A 25,650-nucleotide genomic window follows, 5' to 3' on the forward strand; every position below is an offset into this window, starting at 1 on the left:
TGAGGTGGAGAATGATGCCAGCCCAGTTGTTATTGAATCTGTTCATCGCCTTTTTATGGATGACGTTGATGGATGAAGATGAATTGAAATTCACGACGTTCTTCGCCGGTTTCCTTGTCGGAATCGGAATTATATTTTTCATGCACCGCTTTTTCGGCACCCAATTTTATTTGCGCCGGTTAGTGAAAGCAATTAAATTACTTTTCATTTTCATCTCGGAATTGACGCAGTCAAGCATTGTCGTGTTGCAGCAAATTCTAAGCCCGAAATTGAATATTAAACCAGGCATCTTTACATATAAAACGATTTTGAAAAGCGATGTAGAAGTGACGATGCTGTCCTTACTTCTTACGTTGACTCCAGGTTCTGTCGTCATGGAAGTGTCGCCTGAAGGCAATACGCTTTACATCCATGCGATGGATGTCGAGCAGTCACGGGCAGGTTTGATTAAGCAACTGAAGAACTTTGAAAAAGCGATTATGGAGGTGACACGATGATTGAAACGATGATTACGATTTCGCTCGTCCTCTTTTCCATCACGATCTCCATCGCCGTCATCCGCATCATCCTTGGCCCGTCCATGCCAGATCGTGTCCTTGCGCTTGACGTAATTGGTGTTAACTTGATTGCGATGATTGCTGTTGTTTCGGTCATGTTGAAGACGAAGGCCTTTTTGGAAGTTATTTTGATATTAGGGATTCTTTCATTCATCGGAACAATTGCCTTTTCGAAATCGATTGAAAGGGGTGTCATCGTTGAGCGTAACCGAGATCGGTGAATTCATAGGGGCTTTGCTAATTTTGACAGGTGGCATTGCGAGTGTCATTAGTGTGTTCGGGCTTATTCGGTTGCCGGATGTGTATACAAGATCGCATGCTGCGACGAAGAGTTCGACGCTTGCGGTGTTACTAACACTTTCGGGTACGTTTTTATACTTTTTGTTCCGCGAGCAGTTTGTAAGTGTACGTGTGCTCCTCGGTATCGTTTTTGTTTTTCTCACTGCTCCGGTGGCAGGTCATTTGCTTGTCCGGGCGGCGTATCGATCGAAGGTGAAGCTTGCGGATATTTCGACGGAAGATGAGTTGTATGGTGTTTTATACTCGAAGGAAAATGAAAAAGACGGTTCTAGCGACAAAAGCTAGACCGTCTTTTTCTCGTTTATTTTGTTTCTTCTGCCGCTACTTTTTTCAACGCATCCGCAAATGCTTCGACGGGTTGTGCTCCGGAAATGGCGTATTTACGGTTAATGACGAAGAATGGCACGCCTCGGACTCCGATTTGTCCAGCTTCTGCGATATCGTTTTTCACGTCATCGGAAAACTCGTCGGAATGAAGCATTTGTTGAGCGCGTTCTTTTGAAATTCCCGCTTCTTCAGCAATAGAGAGTAATGTTTTTTCATGATCGACCGCTTCCCCACTGACGAAGTGACCTTTCAATAAGCGCTCCGATACGACATCCCCCTTCCCTTCAGCTTCAGCGAGCTTCGCCAGTCGATGCGCGTTAAATGTATTCGCCCCTGTCATACTGTTGACATCGAAGTTCAGTCCGACTGTTTTAGCTTGCAATGCGACATTCTCTAACATCTTTTCCGCTTCATCTAAGCTAATACCGTATTTCTTCGCTAATCCTTCAGGTACTGAACCCCCTTCTCCTACCGGCGTATTTGGGTCCAATTGGAATGCTTTGAACACCACTTCCGCATTGCCTTCTAAACCTGTAGCTTTCAACGCTTCTTCCAATCTCCGTTTCCCGATATAACAAAACGGACAAACATAATCTGACCACACTTCAATTTTCATAATTCGTGACCACCTTTCTTCTCTCATTTTAGATTTCATTCAAAATGGCAACAATGAATATGCCTGCTACTATTTTTATCCAATATTATCGGAGGGCTGAACATGAATCATTCACTATGGCTACAGACCGCTTATCGACGAGATTCCTATCCCGCTCTAGACAAAGATCTATCATGCGATGTTTGCATTATTGGTGGGGGCTTGAGTGGAATTGCAAACGCTTATTTTCTTGCTCAAGAAGGGAAAGACGTCATTCTACTTGAAAAAGATGAAATTCTGCGCGGTGCAACAGGCAATTCAACAGGCAAGTTGACTGCGCAGCATGACATTGTCTATACAGACTTAATTAAGCAGTTCGGACGTGACAATGCAAAAATTTATTATGAAGCGAACGCGCAAGCTGTCCTGTTCGGAAAATCTATCACTGAAGGAGATGAACTACGGAATGCCGATTCAATCCTTTTTTCACAAACTAAATATGGGACTGAATTGCTTCAAGATGAAAAGAGGGCGTATGATGATCTCGGCATAGTAGGAGAGTTAGGAAGAAATAGCGAGCTTCCTCTGAAAACAGAAGCAACGTTGACGTTGAGTGGTGAAGCACAAATCCATCCTGTTCGGTTCGGCCAGCATTTGGCAAAATTGGCCGTTCAAGCGGGTGCTCGTATTTTCGAGAAATCGGATGTACGAACGATGGACTTAAAGAATCGATTGCTCTACATGGCTTCAGGACATGAAATTCAATTCAATGAACTTGTTCTATGCACACATTATCCAATTGAGGCGTTAAGAGGGCTGCAAATTTTAAAATTGATTGTCAACCGGTCGTATATTGTATCCGCACCTGCAAATATGCCATTGACTGGCCAATATATTTCGGTTGATAACCCGAAGCGTTCGGTAAGGACAGCTTACATTGACGGGAAAACTCATTTTCTCTTATCCGGCGAAGGGCATCAAGCCGGAACGGAAAAGGAGACACAAGTACATTATGAAACATTGTCCTCCGAATTACGAAACGTCTATCAGCTTGACGCGATGAAATACGGCTGGTCCGCACAAGACCCACAGACGCCTGACCTCATTCCGTATGCAGGTTGCATATCAAGAAGTATGCCATATGTCTATTTGAACACCGGATTTAGAAAATGGGGACTGTCCAATTCAATTGCTAGCGCTCGAATCATTAGCGACCAAATCGTCGGACGGCAGAACAAAGCTGCTTCACTCTATGCACCAGACCGCACTGGTTTCGGCTCATTTCTTGTCCAAGCTTTAAAGAATACGGGACTCGTACTAAGAGAATTCACCGGCGGGCATATTTCAAGAACGAACTCCCCTATTTGTACGCATATGGGGTGCAGAACGCGGTGGAATGAAGCCGACCAGACGTGGGATTGTCCGTGTCATGGATCCCGTTTTAGACAGGATGGCTCCGTCCTCGAAGGCCCTGCGATGAAACCGTTGGATTTAGAATAATAAATGAAAAAGAAGCAGAAGGGTTACAACACACCCCTGCTTCTTTATTCGTATCATTTCAGCGCATCTGTCAAAACAGGCACGATTTGTTTTTTCCTTGAAACGACGCCTTTGAAAACACCCGTATTGTTTGTCAATTCGACGTTGAATGCAGCACAAGCGCGTTCAGCAGATTTTCCTAGTGCGATGACTGTCGAATCATTGTTTAAAATGTCGGTTACGACGAACAGGAACAGATCTAGTCCTTTTTCATCGATGATGCTGTTCAATAGAACTTCCACCTCAGACTGACGGCTCAACACATCATTGACTTCAATTGCATTCACTTGTGCAATTTCAATTTTCGAATCTCCGATTGTAAATTCTTTCGCATCAAGCGAAACGAGCTCCTCAAGCGATTTCCCGCTCAAATCAGCACCCGCCTTCAGCATATCTAACCCGTAAGCTTGTGCATCCACTTCCGCAATCGCAGCCAATTGTTCTGCAGCTACGCGATCCTCTTCCGTGAATGTCGGCGACTTGAATAGCAATGAATCAGAAATGATTGCAGAAAGCATAAGCCCTGCAATATTCTTTGGAATTTCAACGTCATTTTCCTTATAAAGCTTCTTCAAAATCGTTGCCGTACAGCCAACCGGTTCAGCGCGGTAATATAGTGGATCTGCCGTCTGGAAGTTGGCAATTCGGTGATGGTCGACAACTTCGATGACTTGTACATCATCGAGATCATCAACGCTTTGTTGCTTTTCATTATGGTCAACAAGAATAACTTGCTTTGCTTCTGGTGCTGCTTTTTCAATGAACCGCGGAGCTTCGAAACCAAATTGCTCAAGTGCGTATGCAGTTTCACCTGAAATGGAACCGAGACGCACTGCTTCTGCATCCATTCCAAGCTGTTGTTTTAAATAAGCATAGCTGATCGCCGACGTTATTGAATCGGTGTCAGGGTTTTTATGTCCAAATACTAATACTTTCCCCATCATAATCCTCCTACAGGTATATTCCTTTTTATTTTATCACAAAGGCTTGTCTAACAAAATTGCTGCAAGCTCCTCTTTGTTCACAACTAAATCTGCAATCGTGTACTTGTCCAACACAGCGAAGTATGCGGCGAGCGCTTCATGCAACACACCTTTCAATCTGCATACAGACGAAAGGATGCATTGATTGCCATCCGTCTTGAAACATTCTACAAGATAAAAATCATCCTCCGTCTTCCGTACAAGCTCTCCGACATTTATGTCCTCGGGCTTTACGTTCAGGCGAATTCCACCACCACGACCGCGTACCGTTTCAACAAGGTCCATCTTCCCTAGCTCATGGACAACTTTCGTCAAATGGTTTTTTGATATATCGTATCGATCAGATATTTCTTGGATCGTCGATAATTCTCCTACTTCCTTCGTGCTTAAATACATTAACACTCTTAAAGAAAAGTCTGTATACAAGGTCAATCGCATAATTTCACCGCCGTTCACTCTATATTATAAGCGATTATGTCGTTATCGTGAAAAAACTGTGTCTAAAATCGAACATCAACTCAAAGATGTATTTTAAATATACCTTTAAAAGATTGAATCGATTATAGTGGAAGTAACAATACAAGAAAGGTTGTGCACATTATGTTATCACAAAAAACAATCGATATCGTAAAATCTACAGCACCAGTTCTTGAACAACACGGCAAAACAATTACGACGGTCTTTTACAAAAATATGTTTGCTGCTCATCCAGAGCTATTGAATATTTTCAACCACGCAAACCAATCTAAAGGCCGGCAGCAAACAGCACTCGCGAATACTGTTTACGCAGCTGCGGCAAATATCGACAATTTAGGAGCCATCATCCCGGCGGTTATCCAAATTGCCCATAAGCACCGTTCTTTAGGCGTCGAAAAAGAACATTATCCAATCGTCGGCTACCATCTACTCGGCGCGATTAAGGAAGTGCTCGGTGACGCAGCAACTCCTGAAATTATTGAGGCATGGGGAGAAGCTTATGAAGTTATTGCTGATGCATTTATTGGCATCGAGGAAGATATGTACGACAAAGCTGCAGAAGTTGATGGTGGCTGGAGAACGTTCAAAGAGTTCGTTATCGTCGATAAAGTAACTGAAAGCGACGTCATTACATCGTTCTACTTAAAACCGGCGGACGACGAGCAATTGCCTACGTATGAACCTGGACAATACATTACAATCCGCTTCCGCATTCCTGGAGAACAATATACGATAAATCGCCAATACAGCTTGTCCCAAGCTCCAGGAAAAGACACGTTCCGAATTTCAGTCAAACGGGAAGACGAATTTGCTCCAAACGGTAAAGCTTCCGTCCATCTTTATCAACATATGAACATCGGCGACACGATTGAAGTGAGCGCCCCGGCAGGCGATTTCTATTTGAACACCGAAAGCAGTTCACCTGTCACGTTAATTAGCGGAGGCGTCGGCATCACACCGATGATGGCGATGTACGAAACGATTGCAAGCAACAGCCCGGAACGTCCTGTCGCATTCCTACATTCAGCACGCACACGCAAGCACCAAGCGTTCAATGACGTTTTGCGCAGCATGACCGGATCACTTGCGAATGCAACATACGAAGTACTTTATTCCGAAGAAGGCGATGGGTTCATAAACCGTGAATTCTTAGCGAAACATGTCGTGGAAGGTAGCGACATATATGTCTGTGGACCGACACCATTCATGCAAGCCGTCATCTCAGCATTACATGACATCGGCGTCACGGAAGATAAAATCCACTTCGAATTCTTCGGACCGAAAGAAGAACTTGAATTACAACACGCTTAATAAGATAAAAAAAGAATGCGGCTCCCTACAACGGGTGCCGCATTCTTTTTATTATCGTCTAACCTTCGCCCATCTGAACGAAGTGACAATTAAAATACCTGAAAGCAATAATCCTAAATAACCGATCAACGGATAGAAATGAGCGACTAGATTTTTGAAACCAAAGAAGCTCAACACAAAGCCAGTTACTAACGTAATTAGTACAAACGTCTTGAAACTTCTCGTCCCAATCTTCATGAACCGTGCACCAAATGCATAAAACATGCTAACTGCCGTATTGAAAATCATTCCGTAAAGAACGAACGCCATAATCGTCGCAAGGATTGGAGAGATATCATTAATAATTGCTAGCATCGGCAAATCCGAATCTGCTACGACATCCACTCGAGAGAAAATCGCTAAATGACTAAGCAAAATTAAAATACCTAATCCTAAACCACCGACAAACCCGCCAAGTGCTGCAGTTCTTTCATCCTTCTCTGCTCCGCCCATAACTAATGACATAGAAGCGCCTACCGCAATATTAAACGACACGTAATTCACTGCAGAAATAAACCAGTTTGGCAACGTCGTCTCCACACTATTGGCAATCGGATTAAGAACTGCAAACGACGTATCCATCGTCACTAAACAATAAATTGAAACCCCAACGACCGCAAGAATGAGGAATGGAGTAATACTACCGATGACCGCTACAACTTTATCAACATTCATTAAGATTGTAATGAACACAAGTACAACCATTAGCAAACTTCCGATGAATGGAGGGACGCCAAATTGTTGCTCCAGATTTGAACCGGCACCCGCCACCATGACAACACCTACGCCGAACAGCGTGAAAATAATAATGTAGTCAATAATTGTCCCTAAGTAACGTCCACTAATTTTATATATGACATCTTTATGGGATTTCGTGCGTAACCGGCTGCCGAGCCTCGTCAAAACCATGCCGATATATGCGAATAAAGCAGTGGAGATGATCGCCGCGGCAATCCCCATCATTCCGAAGCTTGTGAAATACTGCAGAATCTCCTGGCCAGAAGCAAAACCGGCACCGACGATGATCCCGATGAAAGCACTTCCCATTTTAATTATTTTTCTCACGCTGTTCCCCCCTTAGGTCTGTTAGTAAAATCACAGATATGTACTAAATAATCCGAATTTTTAATGTGCACAAATTTATCTCGTTTCAATTTACCACGCCCTTCCCTTCTTTTCAATATATTATTTTCCTTTACTTTTATATTCATAAGTTAATAAAAAAAGAGCCGATCTTATGAAGAACGACTCCCATTCATTAGTTAACAATACTTCTTGTTTTACTTATGAATACCGAAAGACGATTGAGCGCTCGGTATCCATGAAATTTCGTGAATACTTATGGGCGATATTTTGAAACATACGGATTATCCTTTTCAAAAAAACGCCATGGATAATGGACGGCCTCCCCGGAATTTCCAATCCCTACTCGAGGACCTGTTTCAATCTCGCTTGCCCCCGGCCCTTTTGAAATGAAAAGCGGCTCGTCCGCCCAATGATGCCCATAATACGCCATCGTTACGCCAAGCGCTTTCGACAGCTTGCCCGGCCCATTCGTCCAATCCTTCATTTTCAAATGTCGACCTCGATTGTCCCGCATTAGCTCAAGCCCCTCAACCGGTTCCGCAGCCCGGATAAGGACAGCATGCGGCGTCCCAATAGGTCCACTGACAACATTCATTAACGTATGGGTATGCATTTGATACGTGTACACGAGCCCAGGTGCGTCAAACATAATCTCCGTCCGTTTCGTCCGCCGGTTCCCGTAACTGTGCGCGGCACGATCCTCAGGTCCATGATACGCTTCCGTTTCCACAATCCGTGCCGCAATTACCCCGTCCGGTCTCTCGTGCACAATAAATTGCCCGACAAGATTCCGCGCAAGCTCTAGCACATGCGGTTCAAAAAATGATTTATCAATCGGCTCGTACATCCGTATCCTCCATCCTTGGAACGTTCTCGATAGTTTACAGCGACCTTGTAATGACTAATTTCATGTACATCGCTGAGATTTTAGGGTTCTCTCTTTCCCATTCTTTATTGCGTTGCTTCGGAATCTTGAATTGCTTTTCCATCTCAATCATTAAATCGGTCAGCAGCATATTTCTCTTTGGTCGGTCTGCATAAATAATTTCCTCATATTCTCTTTGATAATCCGCCAGTGATTTCTTAGCTGCCATTTCAATTTTCCTCCGATGATTACTTTGTAGAAAGTTGCTTTCTTTATATTTATCTTATCCTTTAAATCTATAACTATGATACCGTTACGACAATCCTTGCCCTTCCGCAAACTCTCGATAAAGCGTGTGGGATTTAATTAACTCTTCATGTGTACCGATTCCCGTAATGCGTCCTGCTTCTAGGAAAATAAGCTGGTCCGCGTCGATCACCGTCGACAACCGATGCGCGATGATGAGCGTCGTCCGCCCTTCCATGAGCCGCTGAAGCGCCTCTTGAACATGCGTCTCCGATCCGCTGTCCAAATTCGAAGTCGCTTCGTCAAGCAGCAAAATCTCCGGATCATGCAATAACGCCCTCGCAATCGCAATACGCTGTCGTTGGCCGCCCGACAGTTTCATTCCCCTCTCCCCGACGAGCGTTTCAAAGCCATTCTCCATCTCTTCGATGAATCGTAGTGCATTCGCCGCCTCTGCAGCCTTCCGCACTTCGTCAAGTGATGGGCGTTCTTCCAACCCGTACGCAATATTATCCAAAATTGTCCCGCTTAATAACGGGCTTTCCTGCGACACATAGCCGATCCGCTTACGCCAATCGGACAACGCGATATCCGAAATCGGTGTACCACCTATTGAAATGATTCCCGTAGTCGGCAAATAAAAACGTTCAATTAAAGAGAAAACTGTCGTTTTCCCTCCACCACTTGGTCCAACAAACGCAGTAACCGTTCCTGGTTTTGCTTGGAATGAAATTCCCTCCAAAACATCCTTCCCACTTTCGTAAGAAAAACCGACCGACTCGAACTGGATTCCGCCATTCGGCACAGTCGCAATCCCTTCACCTCGTTCACTATTCATGCCTAAAATTTGCTGAATCCGCTCCGTCGCACCGACAGCTTTCTGAAAAACCGTAAACACTTGTGCCATCTGCGCAAACGGCATAATAATTTGGAACATAAGAAAAATAATCGCGACAAGCGTTCCCGCTGTCAACACACCTTTTGCAACTTGCGCACCGCCGTATCCAAGGATTACGACTAAAATACTCATCATTACAAGCGTCATAACCGGTGAAATGATCGCCTGAATTCTCGCTTCCTTCAATCCGTATGAAAACAGCGATTGAATTGCCTTATCACCTTTCGCTCCTTCATTCGGCTCGGCCCGATACGCCTTCACTAACCGGATATCACCAAGCACCCGGCCGAGATGACCCGAGAACTTTGCCATCTCCCCTTGCGTCGCCTTCGCAATTTTATGCATAATCCGGCCGAGCGGAATGATAATCGCCATACTGACCGGAATGCTAATTAACATAATCAACGTCATCTTCCAATCTAAATACAGAAGGATTGCAACCGCACCGATAATCGAAATAATACCCGTAATGAGTGACACAAGATGATCCGACACCAATTGTTTCAATATTGTTGTATCCTGGGTTATCCGGCTCATCGTTTCACCGGTTTCATTCTCATCATAATAGGCAACCGGAAGCCGCAGCACCTTGCCCCATAGTTTGCTTCGTAAATCTGCCACAATCGTTTCGCCGATATACGCAAGCAAATAATACGAAACGCCACCTAACACTGCTTGTAAAATGAAAACAGTAAAAAGGAACACCGCAGTTTTCCAATCAAATGATGCCGTCGTTAACGAATCAACGAGTTCCTTCGTCACTAACGGAATTGCCAAGCTCGCCGCTGTCGAAAATAAAGCTAGAACGAGCGCAATTCCCGTAATCCCTTTCGGCCATTTTAGCTGGCGCAATAAAGTGATAAATTCCTTCAACGACCCTTTCGTTTTCAATTCTTTATCCATATATCCACCTTCTATTCTCTCCATAAACGCATAAAACTGTTCAACCGAGCATAAACGTCTCCAGAAACGCATAAAAGCTTACAATTACTCATAAGTGTAAAAGTCCACGCATAAATCCCTGCAAAACCTCATAAACGTGAATAAGTACGCATAAATCTCGAGCACTATCTACGTATTTAACGTAGATAGCCAACCTTCCACTTCCTTAGGCGAATTCAAAATGAGCACTTTCGCATCGACACGCTCAAGCATTTGCAAAACGCCTGGTCGTTTCTTCTTTGAATACGTCCAAATGAACTTTACAAACTCCCAATCGACCTTCTCCGGACAGCCTTCCGCCATGTCAGGCCGCGTCTTCCCTCGATACATCCATCTCCGTTTGAAAATCCTAGACAGACATAACCAGTTCGGGAAGTCGAGGAAGATGACCAAATCAGCATATTGAGCCCGCATCTCAATCGTGGAGTTGAAGTTTCCATCGATAATCCATGCAGGCTTTTTTAATTCAGCTTGAAGTTTTTGTCGGAACTCTGGCTTCGGAGTCGGCACCCATCCTTCATTCCAAAAAAGAGCGTCCAAATGAAGAACCGGCAATTGCAGCCGTTCCGCAAGTTCAATCGATAACGTCGATTTTCCTGCGCCGCTGCATCCGATAATAAGTATTCTATTATAGCTCATTTTTTTCAACCCCCATCCTCCTTAGCATGTCTCCAATCGCCAACCAATCAGCCTCTAAATCAGGGCGGTGAGACGGGCGATAAAAAACGGCGGCCGGATGGAATGTAGGCACGATTCGATACAAACGGTCCGTCCACTCATACGTGTTGCTCTCGAGATCAGGAAGAAAACGAACCGGTCGCTCCAACAATTGACCGTGCAGCTCTGTCACTTTCGCATCTTTACCGAGCAACCTTTGCAACCCTACATTACCAAGCGCGACAATCAGCTTCGGCTCGATATTTGCCAGTTCATAATCGAGTACTGGCGCATGCGCCAATATCTCTTTCTGCGTCGGCGGCCGATTGTATTTCCGTTTCGTCATCGTTCCGTCCCTCTCCCGCTTTCCCCCCCATCGATACGGCCTGCTCCGAACCGCACTCGTTATATACACATCCTCACGCGTCAAACCGATTGAATCAAGCGACTTCATTAATTCCTTGCCAGCCCTGCCAATGAAAGGGATCCCATCTACAATCTCGAATTCCCCCGGCGCTTCGCCGATCAACATCAATTCAGGATTCTTAGGTCCTTCCCCATACACAAACCCTTCCACTGGAAATCCTTTGATCCGCTCCTTGCCTAAGTCAGCGATCGATTCAGGTATCCGAAACATCGGCACACTCCCTTTCAGCCTTATCAATTACGCCTTTGCGTAATTGTGTCCAGATTTTACCGAGATTGCTCGATAAATCCCTTTAAAAATCTGTGACATCCTCCGGAGGATTTAACTTAATCCAGCGGGTTTTTCACCGCTGGATTAAGTTAAAAACGTTATGGTTTCATCTAAAAATGCTTTTCCGTCACCTTGTTTAATCTTCTCGATTCCTTCTTCTATCCGATCATATCGAAATGCGCGGATGATTGCGAATAGATGGGGGACCATTTCCATTTCGCGATTAGACAAAGGCCTTTCGGATGTATAGGCGTCTATGTATGCATCGTAGCGCTCTTCGGAGGTTTCATTTCCTTCAAAGTCATAATGCCATGCTAAGAAAACAGCATTCCCAATGCATTCATTAAGAAGGACTTCATCCCCCGCGATGTTGTAATCAAAGACGCCGGAAATGTTATCTTGTTGGAATAAAAGATTATAAGGACAGAGATCTCCTTGAACCGGTCCTGCCGGAAGCGAATTCCACACTTCTTGCAACCGTGATCTTCTACTTTGATACAACTCTTTTACCGTGGTTAGCTCCACCTCAAACGTTTCATCTTTATCAATACATCGAATCAAATCCAAGTAGCTCAATTCATTTTCATCATAATCGCCGAACGCATCTGTTTTATTCCCGCCGAACATGCCCCAACTCGTTCCTACACCGAAGCGGAAATCCGTCGTTGAAGAGATGGCATGCTGTTTGCCGAGCAATTTTCCAATCTCTCTAATATGTGACAATCGGAGACGTTTTACTTCCTCTCCATTTCCTTTTCGTTCGAGAATAAACAGCAAACCTTCATGCTCAACATATCGGTGCCCCTCTATCGTTTTTTCAGGTACGATAAACGGCAATCCCGCTGCACTCATGATTATCGTAAAATCGATGATGCTCTCAATAAATGTAACCGGCTGCTTCTCACCTTTTAGAAAAAATGTGTCCCCGTCCACTTCCACTTCCGCTACAAGCCTATCTTTATCTCTTAAAATATCGTGTCGTGAGACCGGTTCTGTAAAATAATATTGCATGACTTTTCGAATCAATTCATTCATCCCCCAACGATATACTGTTTCAATGCTCGTTCGACACTTGTCGCGAAGTTTTCGCCCGCTCCCCAATCGAATCGAAAGAAGACACCTTCCGAACTGCCTGCAGCAACGACATGGACGCGTGTTGTTCCATCAAAATTATCGATTGTCGCCGTGACAGATGCACGATTACTCGAACGCATATAGTATTTTTCCATGATGAGTACGTGGACTTCCGATGGACCAGCTGTCCTTACGTAATGGTCTACCAACGTTCCGCTTATACTTCCGCGGAGGATTTCCGACTGGATTGTGTCTGCCGCTTCCTTTGGTGAAATCTTCACGTTAAAGTTCTTGATTGACATATTAACATCCCCCTTTATATGTCTAAATACGAATGGAACAGGTTGGAAGTTTCAATTTGTGTAAATTCTCCGAGTGAGGGACACTTCATTGGACGCAGGGGAGCTTGCTTTGGACGCAAGGAGGCTCACTTTGGGCGCGGAACGGCCGACTTTGGACGCGCGAGTGCTCACTTTGGACGCGGAACGGCCGACTTTGGACGCGCGAGTGCTCACTTTGGACGCGGAACGGCCGACTTTGGACGCGCGAGTGCTCACTTTGAGCGCGGAACGGCGTTCTTTGAGCGTGAAGCACGACACTTTGAGCGCGGAACGGCATGCTTTGAGCGCGAAGCACGACACTTTGAGCGCGGAACGGCATGCTTTGAGCGCGAAGCACTAATCTTTGAGCGCGGAACGGCATGCTCTGAGCGCGAAGCACGACACTTTGAGGGTGACGTACAATAGTCTGTGTAAACGTAAAAAAGATAGGGCATCCTCAAGGTTAATCACTACAAAAACCAAGGAGGATGCACTATCTATGTCTAGTATAATCGATAATCTGTTTTCTAATCAAATGGAGGAGTTAGTCAAGCAATTTGTCCAGGATAATCTTGAAACAATTATGAAAGAGGAAATGAAAAACTTCTTCGAAGTAGAACATCCTGAGCTTAAGAATAGTAAGAATGGATATTATTCGCGCATGCTCGATACAAGATACGGCCGTATAGAAGACTTGGCAGTCCCTAGAGATCGCGAGGGACATTTCCGCACCCAGCTTTTCGACCCTTACCAAAGGCGTGAAAGGTGGCTGGGTGAAACAATCATTACGATGTACCAGAACGGATTTAGCACTCGGGAAGTTGGACAATTTATCGAAAGGATTCTGGGGAACAACTACTCAGCTACAACGATCAGTAACATCACGGACGTGGTCATGGAAGATATTTTGGAATGGCAACAACGCTCACTTCACAATAGATATTCTGTGCTTTATTTGGACGGCACCTACCTAAAGCTCCGCCGGCAAGACGTTGCAAGCGAGGTTGTATATGTCATTGTTGGAGTCAGGGACGATGGTTATAGAGAAATCGTAGATTTCTTTGTGGGTGGAAATGAAAGTGCAGTAGGCTGGAAAAACATTTTGACCAGTCTCAAAAGCCGTGGGTTAGAAGAAGTATTGCTTGGTGTTTTCGATGGATTATCTGGTCTGGAACAGGCGTTTAAAGAGGTCTATCCACTGGCAGATGTGCAGCGCTGCGTGGTTCATAAAGTGAGAAATGTTATTTCTTCTGTTCGTAAGAAGGACAAGGAGCCCATTATGACAGACTTGAAGAAAGTTTATCGGGCACTTACTAAGGAAGACGCGCTTAGGTCCTTCGAAGACTTTAGAGAAAAGTGGAAGAAAGGGTATCCGAAAGTGGTCCAATCCTGGGAAGAGGATCTTGGTGTTTTACTTACATTCATGTCTTATCCCAAAGTTATTCAAAGCCAAATCTATACAACCAATATTATCGAAAGAACTATAAAGGAAATAAAAAAACGCACCAAGACTATGAACAGTTTGCCAAGTGAAAAAGCTGTCGAAAAAATAGTCTATTTAGTCGCGCAAGACTACAACGAAAAATGGGGTAAAAGGATGAGTTCTGAATTTGCTTCGGCTCATACTGCCTTAATGGAGATGTTTAGTGATCGGTATGGCAACGGTAATATTAATTAAAACTTTATAGGTTGATCTTAAGGATGCTTGTACGTAGACCGCAGATTTGACATGGAGCCTCTGCGGACATGTGAACAGGCCATGATACCAGCTATAGTAATTAGCTGGCCTCGCCTGCCAAGGCTAACATGTCCGCCCCTCCAAGTAAAATCTGCTTAACAGTCTGCGTTGTACTTACACATACTTCTTGACGGTACCACTTTGAGCGCGAAGCACGACACTTTGAGCGCGGAACGGCGTTCTTTGAGCGTGAAGCACGACACTTTGAGCGCGGAACGGCATGCTTTGAGCGTGAAGCACGACACTTTGAGCGCGAAGCACGACACTTTGAGCGCGGAGCCGCGTGCTTTGAGCGCACGATGTTCTTTCCACATAAAAAAGGACTGCCTAGGCAGTCCTTTTTTCATTCCAATTCTAATTGCTTCGTTTCCGTACCGAGTAGCACAACTGCGAGGACGCCGATGATAATCGCTCCGCAGAAGATCGCGAAAATGAGTCCGAAGCCGTAGCCTGCAGTTAAGAGTGAGCCGACGAGTAGCGGGCCGAAGATGCCGCCGATTCTGCCGACTGCAGCCGCCATGCCTGAACCGGTTGCTCGCACGGACGTCGGATATTGCTCTGGCGAATAAGCGTATAACGCGCCCCACGCTCCTAAGTTGAAGAAGGAAAGGAATGCACCTGAAACGAGAAGCATTGCAAGCGCATCTGCATTCCCGAATAGAAGTGCGCTTACCGCTGTTCCGCTCAAGAATGTCGCTAGCACAAATTTACGTCCTACCCTCTCAATGAGCCAGGCAGCCGTAAAATAGCCAGGCAATTGCGCTAGTGTCATAATGAGTACGTATTTGAAGCTGTGGATCATGTCGAATCCTTTCATAACCATGACGCTCGGTAGCCAGAGGAACATGCCGTAATAGGAGAACACGACAGTGAACCAGACAATCCAAAGCATCGTCGTTCTGCGAGCGTAAGGCTTGGACCAAATGAGCTTCAGCTTTTCACCGAAGGATTGCTTCGGCTTCCCATCATTCACAAACTTCGGAGAGTCCGGTAAGTTACGCCGTAAATAGATGGCGTAAAATGCAGGGAGTGCTGTAAGGATTAGCGCTATCCGCCAACCGAATTCAGGAATGATGAAGTACGCTAGCAATGCGGCAATGAGCCAGCCTGCTGCCCAGAAACTTTCCAATAAGACGACGACACGTCCACGTTCCTTAGCCGAAACGCTTTCCGATACGAGCGTCGAAGCGACAGGAAGTTCCCCACCGAGACCCGCTCCTACGAAGAAGCGCAAAACGAGAAAGACTGTTAACGTTGTCGTTAACGCAGACAATCCGCTTGCCAATGAAAAGAGCACGAGCGTAATCATGAAGACATTTTTTCGTCCGATTCGATCGGCAAGCAATCCGAAACCGAATGCCCCGATTGCCATACCGATCGAGTTCATACTTCCAATCCAGCCCATTTCTGTTGTGGATAAATGCCATTCGACCGAGATGGCTGCGATGACAAATGAAAGAATGCCGACATCCATCGCGTCAAACATCCATCCTGTACCAGATATTGCGAGTAATTTATTACGGGAAATTCCGCCTGTTTGTTTGTTCAAAATCTATCTACCTTTCGTTGTACGACTTGGGTGTCTTGACACTTGTCATTATACTCCCAAACAACTTCTAATCACAAGAAGTTTTTTTAACCCTAAAAGAATATTTCTACGAGCCTTCACTATCACAGACTTCTCCATACATTTATCTCCCCATGCAAATAAAAAAGGCCTGTTCACCAATTAAGTGAACAAACCTTTTTGAATAAATTATAGTCCTGCTTCAAATCTTATCATCTGCAGCTTTGTAGCGATTCATAAATAAAGGCCATGAACAGCTGCTTATAGCTGTCCATGACCACTTTTATATTTTTACTCTTGCCCGTTCATCAATTCTTCAAGGTCAACTGCTCCGTCAATCACTTCTTGAGGAACAACAATCTCATCAATCTCGTTAATTTTCGAAATGACGGATTTCATCTTTTGTACGATACGCATTTCATCCTCATCGATTTTCATCGTCATATCCATGTCCAAATCGAATGCATTCGTGTAAAACGTTTCCTTATCGATGTACATAACAACTTTAAGGCTATTCACGTTCATATTTTCCAAGATCTCCGATTCTTCCTCAGTCATATCCATATCCGCCGGAAGAGCCGACCCCATCAATTCTTTCATAAGCCCGCTGAACTTATCGCCAGAAGCCGATAGCGTCAAGATGTACTCTTCATTTGTCTGTTCGAATTTGAATTCATCCTTGAACTCTTTAAACATTTTCATATCCAACGTAGGATCTGTTTCTCCACCCATTTGCGCCATCATTTCATCGTACATATCTTTAGGCATTTTTATCCATTGGCCGGATTCTGGATCATTCATGAAGAAACCCGACTCAGTCATGTACAGCTCCATGTTCATTGTTCCGAGCTCACCCATATCCATCGTCATATTTTGGTGCATTGAAAGCGGCTCAACGATGGCTTCCATATCCATTTTAATTTTCGATTCCATTTCTATTCCTTGAGTTGGAATGGATAGTTTTTGGTCGATATCCATAACTGCGTGCATGCTCTTTTGTTCTTCTGACACTTCCATTGCTTTGCTGTATACTTCCTGCGCTGTCATATCGCTTTTATTTGCAAGTTCTACCTGTTTACCGGTTTCATCTTTTTTTGGCTCTGCGGCAGACCCACAAGCAGCCAATCCAAGTGCTAGAATACTAACACCAAGGCCCGTTAACCATTTTTTCATCTAATTCGCTTCCCTTCTTTATTTCCATTTATGTTACATCTAATCATACGTTACAAAATGAAAAGAGTTCCGCCTTTTTCGAAATTCCTTTAATTTGAATCTTTCCTACCACAATTATTTTGTATGTCTTTCCTCATCACTATGAACTATTTCGACTTCTGAAACTTTTCATGTCACTTCGGAATGAAATTCGCTATAATAACGGGGACAATAGAAAGGACATCAAACTATGCTAAAAAAATTCTTTTCTTATTACAAGCCACATAAAAGGCTTTTCATCATCGACTTCTCAAGCGCTATATTCGTCGCTTTGCTTGAGCTCGCGTTTCCGATGGCTGTTCAATGGTTCATCGACACATTGTTGCCTTCCAAGGATTGGGGGATGATTGTTACGACGAGTGCCCTATTGTTGCTGGTCTACTTGCTAAGTACATTCCTTCAATACATTGTCAGTTATTTAGGGCATAAGCTCGGCATCAATATCGAGACGGATATGAGACAAGAGCTGTTCAATCATGTCCATCGCCAGTCTTTCCGATTCTTCGACAATACAAAAACAGGCCATATTATGAGCCGGATCACAAATGACCTGTTCGACATCGGAGAGCTTGCCCACCACGGACCTGAAGATGCTTTCATTGCGGTAATGACGATGATTGGGGCTTTTATTCTCATGTTCTCCATTAATCCTGAACTAGCCCTCATTGCAATCTGCATGGTGCCACTTCTCATTGTACTCGTGACATTCTGCAACATTAAAATGAATGCAGCGTGGCAGAACATGTATGGGAAAATCGCTGACGTTAATGCACGGGTCGAAGATTCGGTGTCAGGTGCGCGGGTTGTCAAATCGTTCACGAATGAGGACTTCGAAATTTCGCGATTCAAAAAAGACAACGGTAGTTTCAGACTAGCGAAGCTCGTCGCCTATAAGGTCATGGCGTGGACGCATTCGAGCATGTATATGATGACGAGGCTCGTAACGTTGATCGTCCTTGTAGTCGGCGCATGGTTCACATACAATGGCAGCCTGAAACCAGGGGAGCTTGTCGCATTCATTCTTTTCGTCAATGTTCTTATTAAGCCTGTCGATAAAATTAGCGCATTGCTTGAACTGTATCCGAAGGGGATGGCAGGTTTCAGAAGATTTCTCGATTTAATTGAACAAGAGCCCGAAATTAAAGATCGGCCGGGTGCGATGGCTGTCAGTCATTTGAATGGGGACATCCTATTCGATGACGTTCATTTCCAATACGATGATAATAAAAACGTATTGAGCGGCATCGACTTATCGATAAAATCGGGGGAGACAATCGCTTTCGTCGGTCCATCCGGTGCTGGAAAGACAACGATTTGTTCTCTTATTCCACGGTTTTACGATGTCGATTCAGGCGCAATTTCAATCGACGGCATCGATATTCGCAACATGACGCAGCAATCGTTACGGTCGCAAATTGGCATTGTGCAGCAAGACGTCTTTTTATTCACAGGAACTATTAAAGAAAACATTGCGTACGGAAATTTGGATGCAACCGATGAAGAAGTGTTTGCAGCCGCTAAAAGAGCGCATTTGGAAGAATTCATCGCTTCGCTTCCCGACGGTTACGAGACGCAGATCGGTGAACGCGGCTTAAAATTATCCGGAGGCCAGAAGCAACGGCTTGCGATTGCGCGCATGTTCCTGAAAAATCCACCGATCCTTATTTTAGATGAAGCGACGTCGGCTTTAGATACAGAAACGGAACGGATCATCCAGCAATCGTTGAACGAGTTAGCTAAAAACCGGACGACGCTCGTCATCGCACACCGATTGGCGACAATCCGAGATGCCGACAGAGTCATCGTCGTGACGGAAGACGGAATTGCTGAAGATGGCAAATACGATGAATTGGTTAGAATGGGCGGTATTTTTGCCCGCCTGCATACTATTCAATTTCAAGAGGTTTAACTTTTTGAGAATCGGGGGATACTAGTACCATCCCACCCCCTTTCTCTTTATAGATAAAAACTGCACCGTCGACTTTCGAGTCACGGTGCAGTTTTTTGTTTGTTGTCCAGCTACAGGCGCTAACAGAGTGCCTTAATTTCTGCACAAACCGCAGAAATACGGCAAATCGAACTCTTCGTGGTTCGATTGGCTCGAGGTCATAAGTCGATGATACTCTGTGGCTAAGAGCGCCACGCCGTATCTTCGCCTTATGCTTGTCGCCCCTAAGCAGGCGCCTTCCGCTTTTCTTAATGGCTGACAATGAATTCCTCAAACTTCTCCCTTTCGGAACCGTCCATTTCGACGGTCATCAACGTGCCCTCTTCCTCATACTCCGTCTTCTTCACATTCGCCTTGTCGTTCAAATAGGACACGACATCTCCACGATCGAACGGAACGAGCAGTTTGCATGTAATGTATTGTTCAAAGATTTTTTTCTTAATCAAATTAAGCAGTTCATCTAAGCCTTCCGCCTCTTTTGCAGAAATCCAGACGCTATCCGTATTCTCGCGTGGATATGGAACTCCTGCAAGATCAGCTTTATTGTATACGTTAATGGTCGTAATATCCTCGACACCGACATCTTGCAACGTCTCATTCGTCACGTCCATCATGTAACGGTATTCCGGATTGGAAACGTCAACGACATGTAAGAGTAGATCAGCTCCGCGTGCCTCTTCTAACGTGGATCGGAACGCTTTAATTAAATGATGGGGCAGCTTCGAAACGAAGCCGACCGTATCTGTCAGGAGAAACTCCTTGTTGTCAGGAAGCTTAATGTGACGCACCGACGTGTCGAGCGTTGCAAAAAGCATGTCCTTTTCATAAACTTGTTTCTCGGTTTCTTCGTCCATTTTTCGCAATAACCCGTTCATTAACGTAGATTTTCCTGCGTTCGTATAGCCGACAATCGATACGACTGGAATGCCGCTTTTCTTCCGCTGTTTACGTTGTGTATCGCGTCGATCACGTACATGCTCGAGATCCTTCCGCAGCTTCGCAATCTGGTCTTCGATTTTACGGCGATCTAGCTCAAGCTTCGTTTCCCCGGCTCCTTTGTTTTGGAACCCTCCGCCTGTCCCTCCACCTTGTCTGCTCAAAGAGGCACGTAAACCGACGAGTCGAGGAAGTGTATATTGGAGCTGGGCCAATTCAACTTGCATCCTCGCTTCATGTGTACGAGCGCGTCTCGCGAAAATATCGAGGATGAGCATCGTCCGGTCAATGACCTTCACTTGAAGCTCCATCTCCAAGTTGCGGATTTGAGACGGGGAAAGCTCATCATTGAAAATGATCAGATTCGCATTCGTCTCCTCATAAAACCGCTTAATTTCTGCGATCTTCCCTTTTCCGACATAAGTGGTCGGATGCCTGCGCTCCAAATTTTGCGTCACCGTGCCAACGACATGCACATCGATAGCCTCGGCTAAGTTCTTCAACTCTTCCATTTCATATTCAAAATGCTCATCGTTCTGTTCCTGTACGCCGACAAGAACTGCATATTCCACTAAAATCTCCATAAATAAACCCCTTTCATACCCCTCTACTGGATGATTACTTCTTGCAACCGATCCTTCCCACCATCTTGCTGAACGAATCGCAATCGAACATTCCCAATTCGGATATCATTCGAATCGCCGACTTTCTGTGAAAGTAGGACTGCCCATTCTCCGGTGTCTCTCAGCGGATCCTCCACGCCAAACACGCACTCCCGGATTTCCATTGCTTCATTCTCCGCTGTTAATATGCCTTCTGCACGCAACTGAGCGAACCGTTCTTCCTCAGGCGTTTCCCACTCGATGAAAAATGGATACGGAAGCTCATTGGAAACCGGTTGGTCGACAAAAAGCATCTTCCATTTTCGTAACTCGCCCGCCGCCGTTCTACGCTCTGCATTTAACACGCCGGAAGTTGCGAACCCTTTGTTTGTAATATCCTCATTAAATTGCTCAATATCAGTTACGGATAAACAGATCGTGCCCCATCCTTCCCTCTCCTTCAAATCGTGAAGCAACAAGCGAGTCAATGGGTGATCTACTTGTTCCGCAAATTCGGCACGTTCTACAGATAAACATTCCACATACGCATTTTTCACATACATTAATGCATTATGCGTCCCCCATTTTTCATGCCTGCCACCGACGACAGTATGTTTGCCTTCCTTCTTTTGCTCCTCCACGATCTCTACAGGGCTTTTCGATGTGAAATAAACAACATGATCAAGCTTCATAAGTTGCATCCCCCTTTAATGAATAGATTACCATATATAACAAAAAACGACCTCCGCAACTAATGCAGGAGGTCGTTTTCATTACTTTTCTTTTTTCAATAAAACCATCGCGTCATCAAATTCCTTATCGATTTCCGCATTCGGACGATACGTCATTAAGCTAGCGATAATCGCTACAACTAAGCAAATAAGGAAGCCCGGCACGATTTCATAAAGTGCATTTGATAGCGCGTCAACGTTGCCCCAAATTCCAACAGTAATCGCACCTGCCACCATTCCCCATAATGCGCCTGTAGCTGTCAGCTTGCGCCAATAAAGAGAAAGCAAGATGATTGGTCCAAACGCACCTCCGAAGCCCGCCCATGCAAAAGATACGAGTTTCAAGATGGAGTCATTGTTCGGCCAAGCAAGTGCCATTGCAACTAATGAAACGGCGAGTACCGCCATCCTACCGAGGAAGACATATCGCTTATCTGTTGCATCCGACTTAATAATCGCCTTGTACAAGTCTTCGATCAGTGCCGATGAAGTAACAATTAACTGAGAAGAAATTGTACTCATAATAGCGGCTAGTACCGCCGCCAGCATGACCCCTGCAATAAATGGATGGAAAATAATTTGCCCTAATGCGATGAAGACCGTTTCAGGGTCAATCAATTGTGCACTTGCATTTTGCTCGTAATAGGCAATACCTACAAGTGCAGTCGCAATGGCTCCAAACAAGCTCAACGCCATCCATCCAATCCCAATCCGGCGAGCGCTTTTCGTCTCCTTAACCGATTTAATCGCCATGAAACGGACGATAATATGCGGTTGTCCGAAATAGCCAAGCCCCCAAGCAACGGAAGAAATAACACCCGCCACTGTGGCCCCTTTCACAAGGCTGAGCAAGTCGGGATTCACTTCCCGTATACTTGCAGCCGTTTCAGCGAAACCGCCTGTCAATGACAAACCGATAATCGGAACTAATAATAATGCAAAGAACATCGTGAGGCCTTGTACGAAATCAGTATAACTGACCGCCAAAAACCCTCCGAAAAGTGTATACGCGATGACGACTGCGGATACGATTAACATTCCAGAATGATAATCCAGGCCGAATGAACTCATGAAGAACTTACCGCCGGCTACCATACCGGAAGATACGTAAAATGTGAAGAATACTAGAATAATAATACCTGAAGCAATCCGTAGAAGTTTAGACTTATCTTTCAGCCGGCTTTCCAAATAACTTGGAATTGTAATCGAATCGCTCGATACTTGCGTGTACACCCGAAGTCTTGGCGCAACGAAGAGCCAGTTCAAATATGCACCGATTGTCAGACCGATAGCAATCCAAGCTTCCGTTAGGCCAAACGCGTAAATGGCGCCTGGAAGTCCCATAAGCAACCAGCCCGACATATCTGCCGCCCCAGCACTTAGTGCAGTAACTGCAGGTCCGAGCGACCGCCCACCAAGCATGTAATCATTCAAATTCGTTGTTTTTCTATAGGCATACCAACCTATGAAAAGCATCGCAACCATGTACACGACAATAGCAATTAATTGATAGAAATCACTAGACATAGTTCTCCCTCCTACCTCTCTTTAGTTTTCTTTCTCTTTTTATAATATCATCTTATCATTTAACAGAGTTGTATTTTGAAAAATAACTTTATTATCTTTATAATTGTACAAGAGAAGACATGATTACCCGACTTTCTACACATTTCCCGGGAAATGAACAGTTTTCGACAGGAGGAGTTTTGGTTGAAGCATAAAGATTGGCTGAATAAAACAATTGACATGGCAATTGAAAATGTCCAACAAGGCGGCGGGCCATTTGCAGCGATTATTGTCAAAGATGGCGAAGTAATTGGAACAGGTACGAACCGTGTCCATGTCAATTACGATCCATCTGCCCACGCAGAGATGATAGCAATTCGTGAAGCGTGCGCAAAACTGAAGACGATTGACCTTTCCGATTGCGTTCTCTATGCAAGCGGCGAGCCTTGCCCGATGTGCCTTGGCGCAGCTTACTGGTCAACGATCGGACAAATCTATTACGCATGCAGTAAAACTGATGCCAAAAATGGAGCAGGCTTGGAAAACCCGTTAGAATCCTACTTCTCCGATCAGCATAAGGAGCCCTCTACAAGACTTGTCCCATTCGTCCATCTCAAAACCGATAATGCGTTAGAGCCATTTTTGGAATGGAACCGACTTAATGACATTCAGTCGAGTAAATAGTGGGAACAGGTAACGTACATGAGTTAATCGTCCAATCCATTTAATAAAAAACAGGCGAGGGATGTTATAACTACCCCTCGCCTTATGCATGAAGTGTTTCTCACATTTGATGCCTAATTGATTCAACAATTGACATTTCACGTAGTTTGAATTTCTGGATTTTCCCTGACGCAGTCATCGGATATTCGTCAATAAACGTAATGTATTTCGGGATTTTAAAGTATGAAATATTTCCTTCACAAAATGAACGTACAGCTTCCTCGTCAATAACAACGCCCTCTTTCGGGATGATCCACGCCATTAATTCCTCTCCATATTTCGGGTCCGGCACTCCGACAACTTGAACGTCTGCTATGCCCGGATGTGTATACAGGAACTCTTCCACTTCCCGTGGATATATATTTTCGCCACCACGGATGACGACGTCTTTTATCCTGCCTGTAATATCGATATAGCCATCTTCGTCCAAGACGGCTATATCTCCTGTACGAAGCCATCCATCTTCATCAATCACCTCACGCGTCGCTTCTTCATTGTTGTAATACCCTTTCATGACGTGATAGCCGCGTGTACACAGTTCACCAGGGCTACCGACCGGCATCTCATCCCCTGTCAGCGGATCGATAATTTTTACTTCGACAAATGGATGCGGTTTTCCGACAGTAGATACACGCTTTTCAATTGGATCATCGGTTTGCGTCTGTGTAATGACCGGCGACGATTCCGTTTGACCGTAGCAAATTGTAATTTCCTCTGCCCCCATATCGTGGATTACTTGTTTCATCACTTCAATTGGACAAGTGGAGCCCGCCATAATACCGGTTCGTAATGTCGACGTGTCGAATTTCTTGAATTCCGGATGGTTTAATTTAGAAATAAACATCGTTGGCACCCCGTTAAGCGCTGTGCATTTCTCCTCCTGAACCGCCTCTAATACACGGAGAGGATTGAACTGCTCGAGAATGACCATTGTGGAACCATGTGTTACTGCGGCCAAATTGCTCAATACAGCCCCGAAACAGTGAAAGAAAGGTACAGGAATGCAAAGACGGTCCTTTTCAGTTAGTCTCATAAAGTCCCCGACCATTTTACCGTTGTTCACAATATTATAGTGCGTCAACATGACGCCTTTCGGAAACCCTGTCGTACCTGATGTGTATTGAATGTTAATAACGTCATCGGGAGACAAACTTCCCTCTCGCTCAGCCAATTCCTCATCCGTGATACCTTCAGCATGGGCAAGAAATTCCGACCATGTATAAATGCCAAATTCTTCACGATTCGTCATTAAGATAATTCTTTTCAACTTCGGCAGCTTTTCACTGGAAACGACACCATCATTGTTATTTTGCAGTTCTGGACAAATGGAACGGATAATGTCGATATAACTCGTCCCTTTATATCCTTCGTCGAGTATTAACGTTGTCGCTTCAGATTGTTTCAGTAAATATTCAAGCTCGTTCGCTTGGTAATTTGTATTTACCGTAACGAGTACAGCCCCCATCTTTCCAGTGGCAAACTGACTGAGCAACCATTGCGGTTTGTTGTCAGACCAAATGGCGACATGTTCGCCACGCTGGATTCCCATTCCGATGAATGCCTTTGCCAGCTCATCTGTCTCTCGATCAAACTCATCATATGTTCGTCTAATCCCATGCTCCGGATACACATAAGCCTCATGTTCCGGCAACGCTTTTGCCCAATCTCTAACAATTTCGCCAACCGTTTTTCTTAACAAAGACATCCATCTAACCCCTTTCTACAATTCTACATTTATGTACATATTATCACAAAATTCAGAAGTCGTCCTCTC

At 44.8% G+C, this 25,650-nt stretch carries 27 protein-coding genes; 10 read left to right on the plus strand and 17 right to left on the minus strand.

All coding sequences use genetic code 11. The annotated features are described in order from the left end of the window. Window positions 1-14 precede the first annotated feature (14 nt). From QM454_RS03825 to QM454_RS03835, 3 genes are read left to right on the plus strand one after another with little or no spacing between them, the layout of a single operon-like run. Window positions 15-497, plus strand: a complete 483-nt coding sequence (locus QM454_RS03825) for a Na+/H+ antiporter subunit E (RefSeq protein ID WP_432361798.1) — start codon at window positions 15-17, stop codon at window positions 495-497. Beyond that, window positions 494-778 (plus strand): Na(+)/H(+) antiporter subunit F1, encoded by a 285-nt coding sequence (locus tag QM454_RS03830; RefSeq protein ID WP_432361800.1) that lies wholly within the window; start codon window positions 494-496, stop codon window positions 776-778. Before QM454_RS03825 ends, QM454_RS03830 begins: the two co-directional genes overlap by 4 nt. Further along, entirely contained in the window at window positions 756-1,142 is a 387-nt protein-coding gene (locus QM454_RS03835; protein ID WP_432361803.1) for a Na+/H+ antiporter subunit G, read from the plus strand. The genes QM454_RS03830 and QM454_RS03835 overlap by 23 nt, the downstream gene beginning before the upstream one ends. 16 nt (window positions 1,143-1,158) lie before the next feature. Here the strand turns inward: QM454_RS03835 and QM454_RS03840 are convergent, their stop codons facing one another. Next, complete coding sequence (locus QM454_RS03840) at window positions 1,159-1,800, minus strand: DsbA family oxidoreductase (RefSeq protein WP_432361806.1); 642 nt, start codon at window positions 1,798-1,800, stop codon at window positions 1,159-1,161. Between the two features lie 102 nt (window positions 1,801-1,902). Here QM454_RS03840 and QM454_RS03845 point away from each other — a divergent pair, with 102 nt between their 5' ends. Continuing rightward, window positions 1,903-3,279, plus strand: a complete 1,377-nt coding sequence (locus QM454_RS03845; RefSeq protein WP_432361809.1) for an FAD-dependent oxidoreductase — start codon at window positions 1,903-1,905, stop codon at window positions 3,277-3,279. A 53-nt stretch (window positions 3,280-3,332) separates the two neighbouring features. On the opposite strand, the gene QM454_RS03850 is transcribed toward QM454_RS03845, so the two are convergent. Next, window positions 3,333-4,259 carry a manganese-dependent inorganic pyrophosphatase gene (locus QM454_RS03850; protein WP_432361811.1) on the minus strand — a complete coding sequence of 309 codons (927 nt, stop codon included), beginning with the start codon at window positions 4,257-4,259 and terminating at the stop codon, window positions 3,333-3,335. Between the two features lie 36 nt (window positions 4,260-4,295). Further along, the gene (locus tag QM454_RS03855; RefSeq protein ID WP_432361813.1) at window positions 4,296-4,739 is read right to left on the minus strand and encodes an RrF2 family transcriptional regulator; all 444 of its coding nucleotides are present in this window, start codon (window positions 4,737-4,739) and stop codon (window positions 4,296-4,298) included. Window positions 4,740-4,901: 162 nt separating this feature from the next. Between QM454_RS03855 and hmpA the strand changes: the two genes are divergently transcribed. Further along, entirely contained in the window at window positions 4,902-6,089 is a 1,188-nt protein-coding gene (hmpA, locus tag QM454_RS03860) for an NO-inducible flavohemoprotein (RefSeq protein ID WP_432361814.1), read from the plus strand. A 51-nt stretch (window positions 6,090-6,140) separates the two neighbouring features. On the opposite strand, the gene QM454_RS03865 is transcribed toward hmpA, so the two are convergent. The 8 genes from QM454_RS03865 to QM454_RS03900 form a co-directional block, all read right to left on the minus strand. Next, entirely contained in the window at window positions 6,141-7,193 is a 1,053-nt protein-coding gene (locus QM454_RS03865; protein WP_432361816.1) for a YkvI family membrane protein, read from the minus strand. A 274-nt stretch (window positions 7,194-7,467) separates the two neighbouring features. Continuing rightward, window positions 7,468-8,061: a DNA-3-methyladenine glycosylase gene (locus tag QM454_RS03870; RefSeq protein ID WP_432361819.1), complete on the minus strand. Its 594-nt coding sequence runs from the start codon at window positions 8,059-8,061 to the stop codon at window positions 7,468-7,470. A 34-nt stretch (window positions 8,062-8,095) separates the two neighbouring features. Next, window positions 8,096-8,308, minus strand: coding sequence for a hypothetical protein (locus tag QM454_RS03875; protein WP_432361821.1), 213 nt, complete (start codon window positions 8,306-8,308; stop codon window positions 8,096-8,098). A gap of 84 nt (window positions 8,309-8,392) precedes the next feature. After that, window positions 8,393-10,126: an ABC transporter ATP-binding protein gene (locus QM454_RS03880; RefSeq protein ID WP_432361823.1), complete on the minus strand. Its 1,734-nt coding sequence runs from the start codon at window positions 10,124-10,126 to the stop codon at window positions 8,393-8,395. A gap of 168 nt (window positions 10,127-10,294) precedes the next feature. Then, the gene (locus QM454_RS03885) at window positions 10,295-10,804 is read right to left on the minus strand and encodes an AAA family ATPase (protein WP_432363847.1); all 510 of its coding nucleotides are present in this window, start codon (window positions 10,802-10,804) and stop codon (window positions 10,295-10,297) included. Further along, entirely contained in the window at window positions 10,794-11,459 is a 666-nt protein-coding gene (locus tag QM454_RS03890; protein WP_432361825.1) for a uracil-DNA glycosylase, read from the minus strand. The genes QM454_RS03885 and QM454_RS03890 overlap by 11 nt, the downstream gene beginning before the upstream one ends. A gap of 144 nt (window positions 11,460-11,603) precedes the next feature. Continuing rightward, complete coding sequence (locus QM454_RS03895; protein ID WP_432361828.1) at window positions 11,604-12,545, minus strand: phosphotransferase enzyme family protein; 942 nt, start codon at window positions 12,543-12,545, stop codon at window positions 11,604-11,606. Between the two features lie 5 nt (window positions 12,546-12,550). Continuing rightward, window positions 12,551-12,895, minus strand: a complete 345-nt coding sequence (locus QM454_RS03900; protein WP_432361830.1) for a DUF6054 family protein — start codon at window positions 12,893-12,895, stop codon at window positions 12,551-12,553. Between the two features lie 109 nt (window positions 12,896-13,004). Here QM454_RS03900 and QM454_RS03905 point away from each other — a divergent pair, with 109 nt between their 5' ends. The 3 genes from QM454_RS03905 to QM454_RS03915 all read left to right on the plus strand — a co-directional run bounded on the left by QM454_RS03905 (window position 13,005) and on the right by QM454_RS03915 (window position 15,056). Next, window positions 13,005-13,274, plus strand: coding sequence for a hypothetical protein (locus tag QM454_RS03905; protein ID WP_432361832.1), 270 nt, complete (start codon window positions 13,005-13,007; stop codon window positions 13,272-13,274). A 138-nt stretch (window positions 13,275-13,412) separates the two neighbouring features. Beyond that, the gene (locus QM454_RS03910; protein WP_432357191.1) at window positions 13,413-14,591 is read left to right on the plus strand and encodes an IS256 family transposase; all 1,179 of its coding nucleotides are present in this window, start codon (window positions 13,413-13,415) and stop codon (window positions 14,589-14,591) included. Between the two features lie 201 nt (window positions 14,592-14,792). Further along, window positions 14,793-15,056 (plus strand): hypothetical protein, encoded by a 264-nt coding sequence (locus tag QM454_RS03915; protein WP_432361833.1) that lies wholly within the window; start codon window positions 14,793-14,795, stop codon window positions 15,054-15,056. On the opposite strand, the gene QM454_RS03920 is transcribed toward QM454_RS03915, so the two are convergent. After that, window positions 14,995-16,137, minus strand: coding sequence for an MFS transporter (locus QM454_RS03920; protein ID WP_432363849.1), 1,143 nt, complete (start codon window positions 16,135-16,137; stop codon window positions 14,995-14,997). The two genes, QM454_RS03915 and QM454_RS03920, sit on opposite strands and share 62 nt — an antisense overlap. Before the next feature lie 372 nt (window positions 16,138-16,509). Continuing rightward, the gene (locus tag QM454_RS03925) at window positions 16,510-17,391 is read right to left on the minus strand and encodes a DUF6612 family protein (RefSeq protein WP_432361835.1); all 882 of its coding nucleotides are present in this window, start codon (window positions 17,389-17,391) and stop codon (window positions 16,510-16,512) included. 229 nt (window positions 17,392-17,620) lie between these two features. Between QM454_RS03925 and QM454_RS03930 the strand changes: the two genes are divergently transcribed. Next, complete coding sequence (locus QM454_RS03930; RefSeq protein ID WP_432361837.1) at window positions 17,621-19,339, plus strand: ABC transporter ATP-binding protein; 1,719 nt, start codon at window positions 17,621-17,623, stop codon at window positions 19,337-19,339. A 287-nt stretch (window positions 19,340-19,626) separates the two neighbouring features. Here the strand turns inward: QM454_RS03930 and hflX are convergent, their stop codons facing one another. From hflX to putP, 3 genes are all read right to left on the minus strand, one after another. After that, window positions 19,627-20,898, minus strand: a complete 1,272-nt coding sequence (gene hflX / locus QM454_RS03935) for a GTPase HflX (RefSeq protein ID WP_432361839.1) — start codon at window positions 20,896-20,898, stop codon at window positions 19,627-19,629. A gap of 23 nt (window positions 20,899-20,921) precedes the next feature. Continuing rightward, complete coding sequence (locus QM454_RS03940) at window positions 20,922-21,608, minus strand: VOC family protein (RefSeq protein WP_432361842.1); 687 nt, start codon at window positions 21,606-21,608, stop codon at window positions 20,922-20,924. Window positions 21,609-21,689: 81 nt separating this feature from the next. After that, a complete protein-coding gene (gene putP / locus QM454_RS03945) occupies window positions 21,690-23,174 on the minus strand; it encodes a sodium/proline symporter PutP (protein ID WP_432361845.1) in 1,485 nt (494 codons plus the stop codon). A gap of 183 nt (window positions 23,175-23,357) precedes the next feature. Here putP and QM454_RS03950 point away from each other — a divergent pair, with 183 nt between their 5' ends. Next, on the plus strand, window positions 23,358-23,837 hold the full coding sequence (locus tag QM454_RS03950) for a nucleoside deaminase (RefSeq protein WP_432361848.1): 480 nt from the start codon (window positions 23,358-23,360) through the stop codon (window positions 23,835-23,837). Window positions 23,838-23,937: 100 nt separating this feature from the next. On the opposite strand, the gene QM454_RS03955 is transcribed toward QM454_RS03950, so the two are convergent. Beyond that, window positions 23,938-25,581 (minus strand): AMP-binding protein, encoded by a 1,644-nt coding sequence (locus QM454_RS03955; protein ID WP_432361851.1) that lies wholly within the window; start codon window positions 25,579-25,581, stop codon window positions 23,938-23,940. Between the last annotated feature and the right edge of the window lie 69 nt (window positions 25,582-25,650).

It is taken from the genome of Sporosarcina sp. UB5 (assembly GCF_050859005.1).
Taxonomy (GTDB): Bacteria; Bacillota; Bacilli; order Bacillales_A; family Planococcaceae; genus Sporosarcina.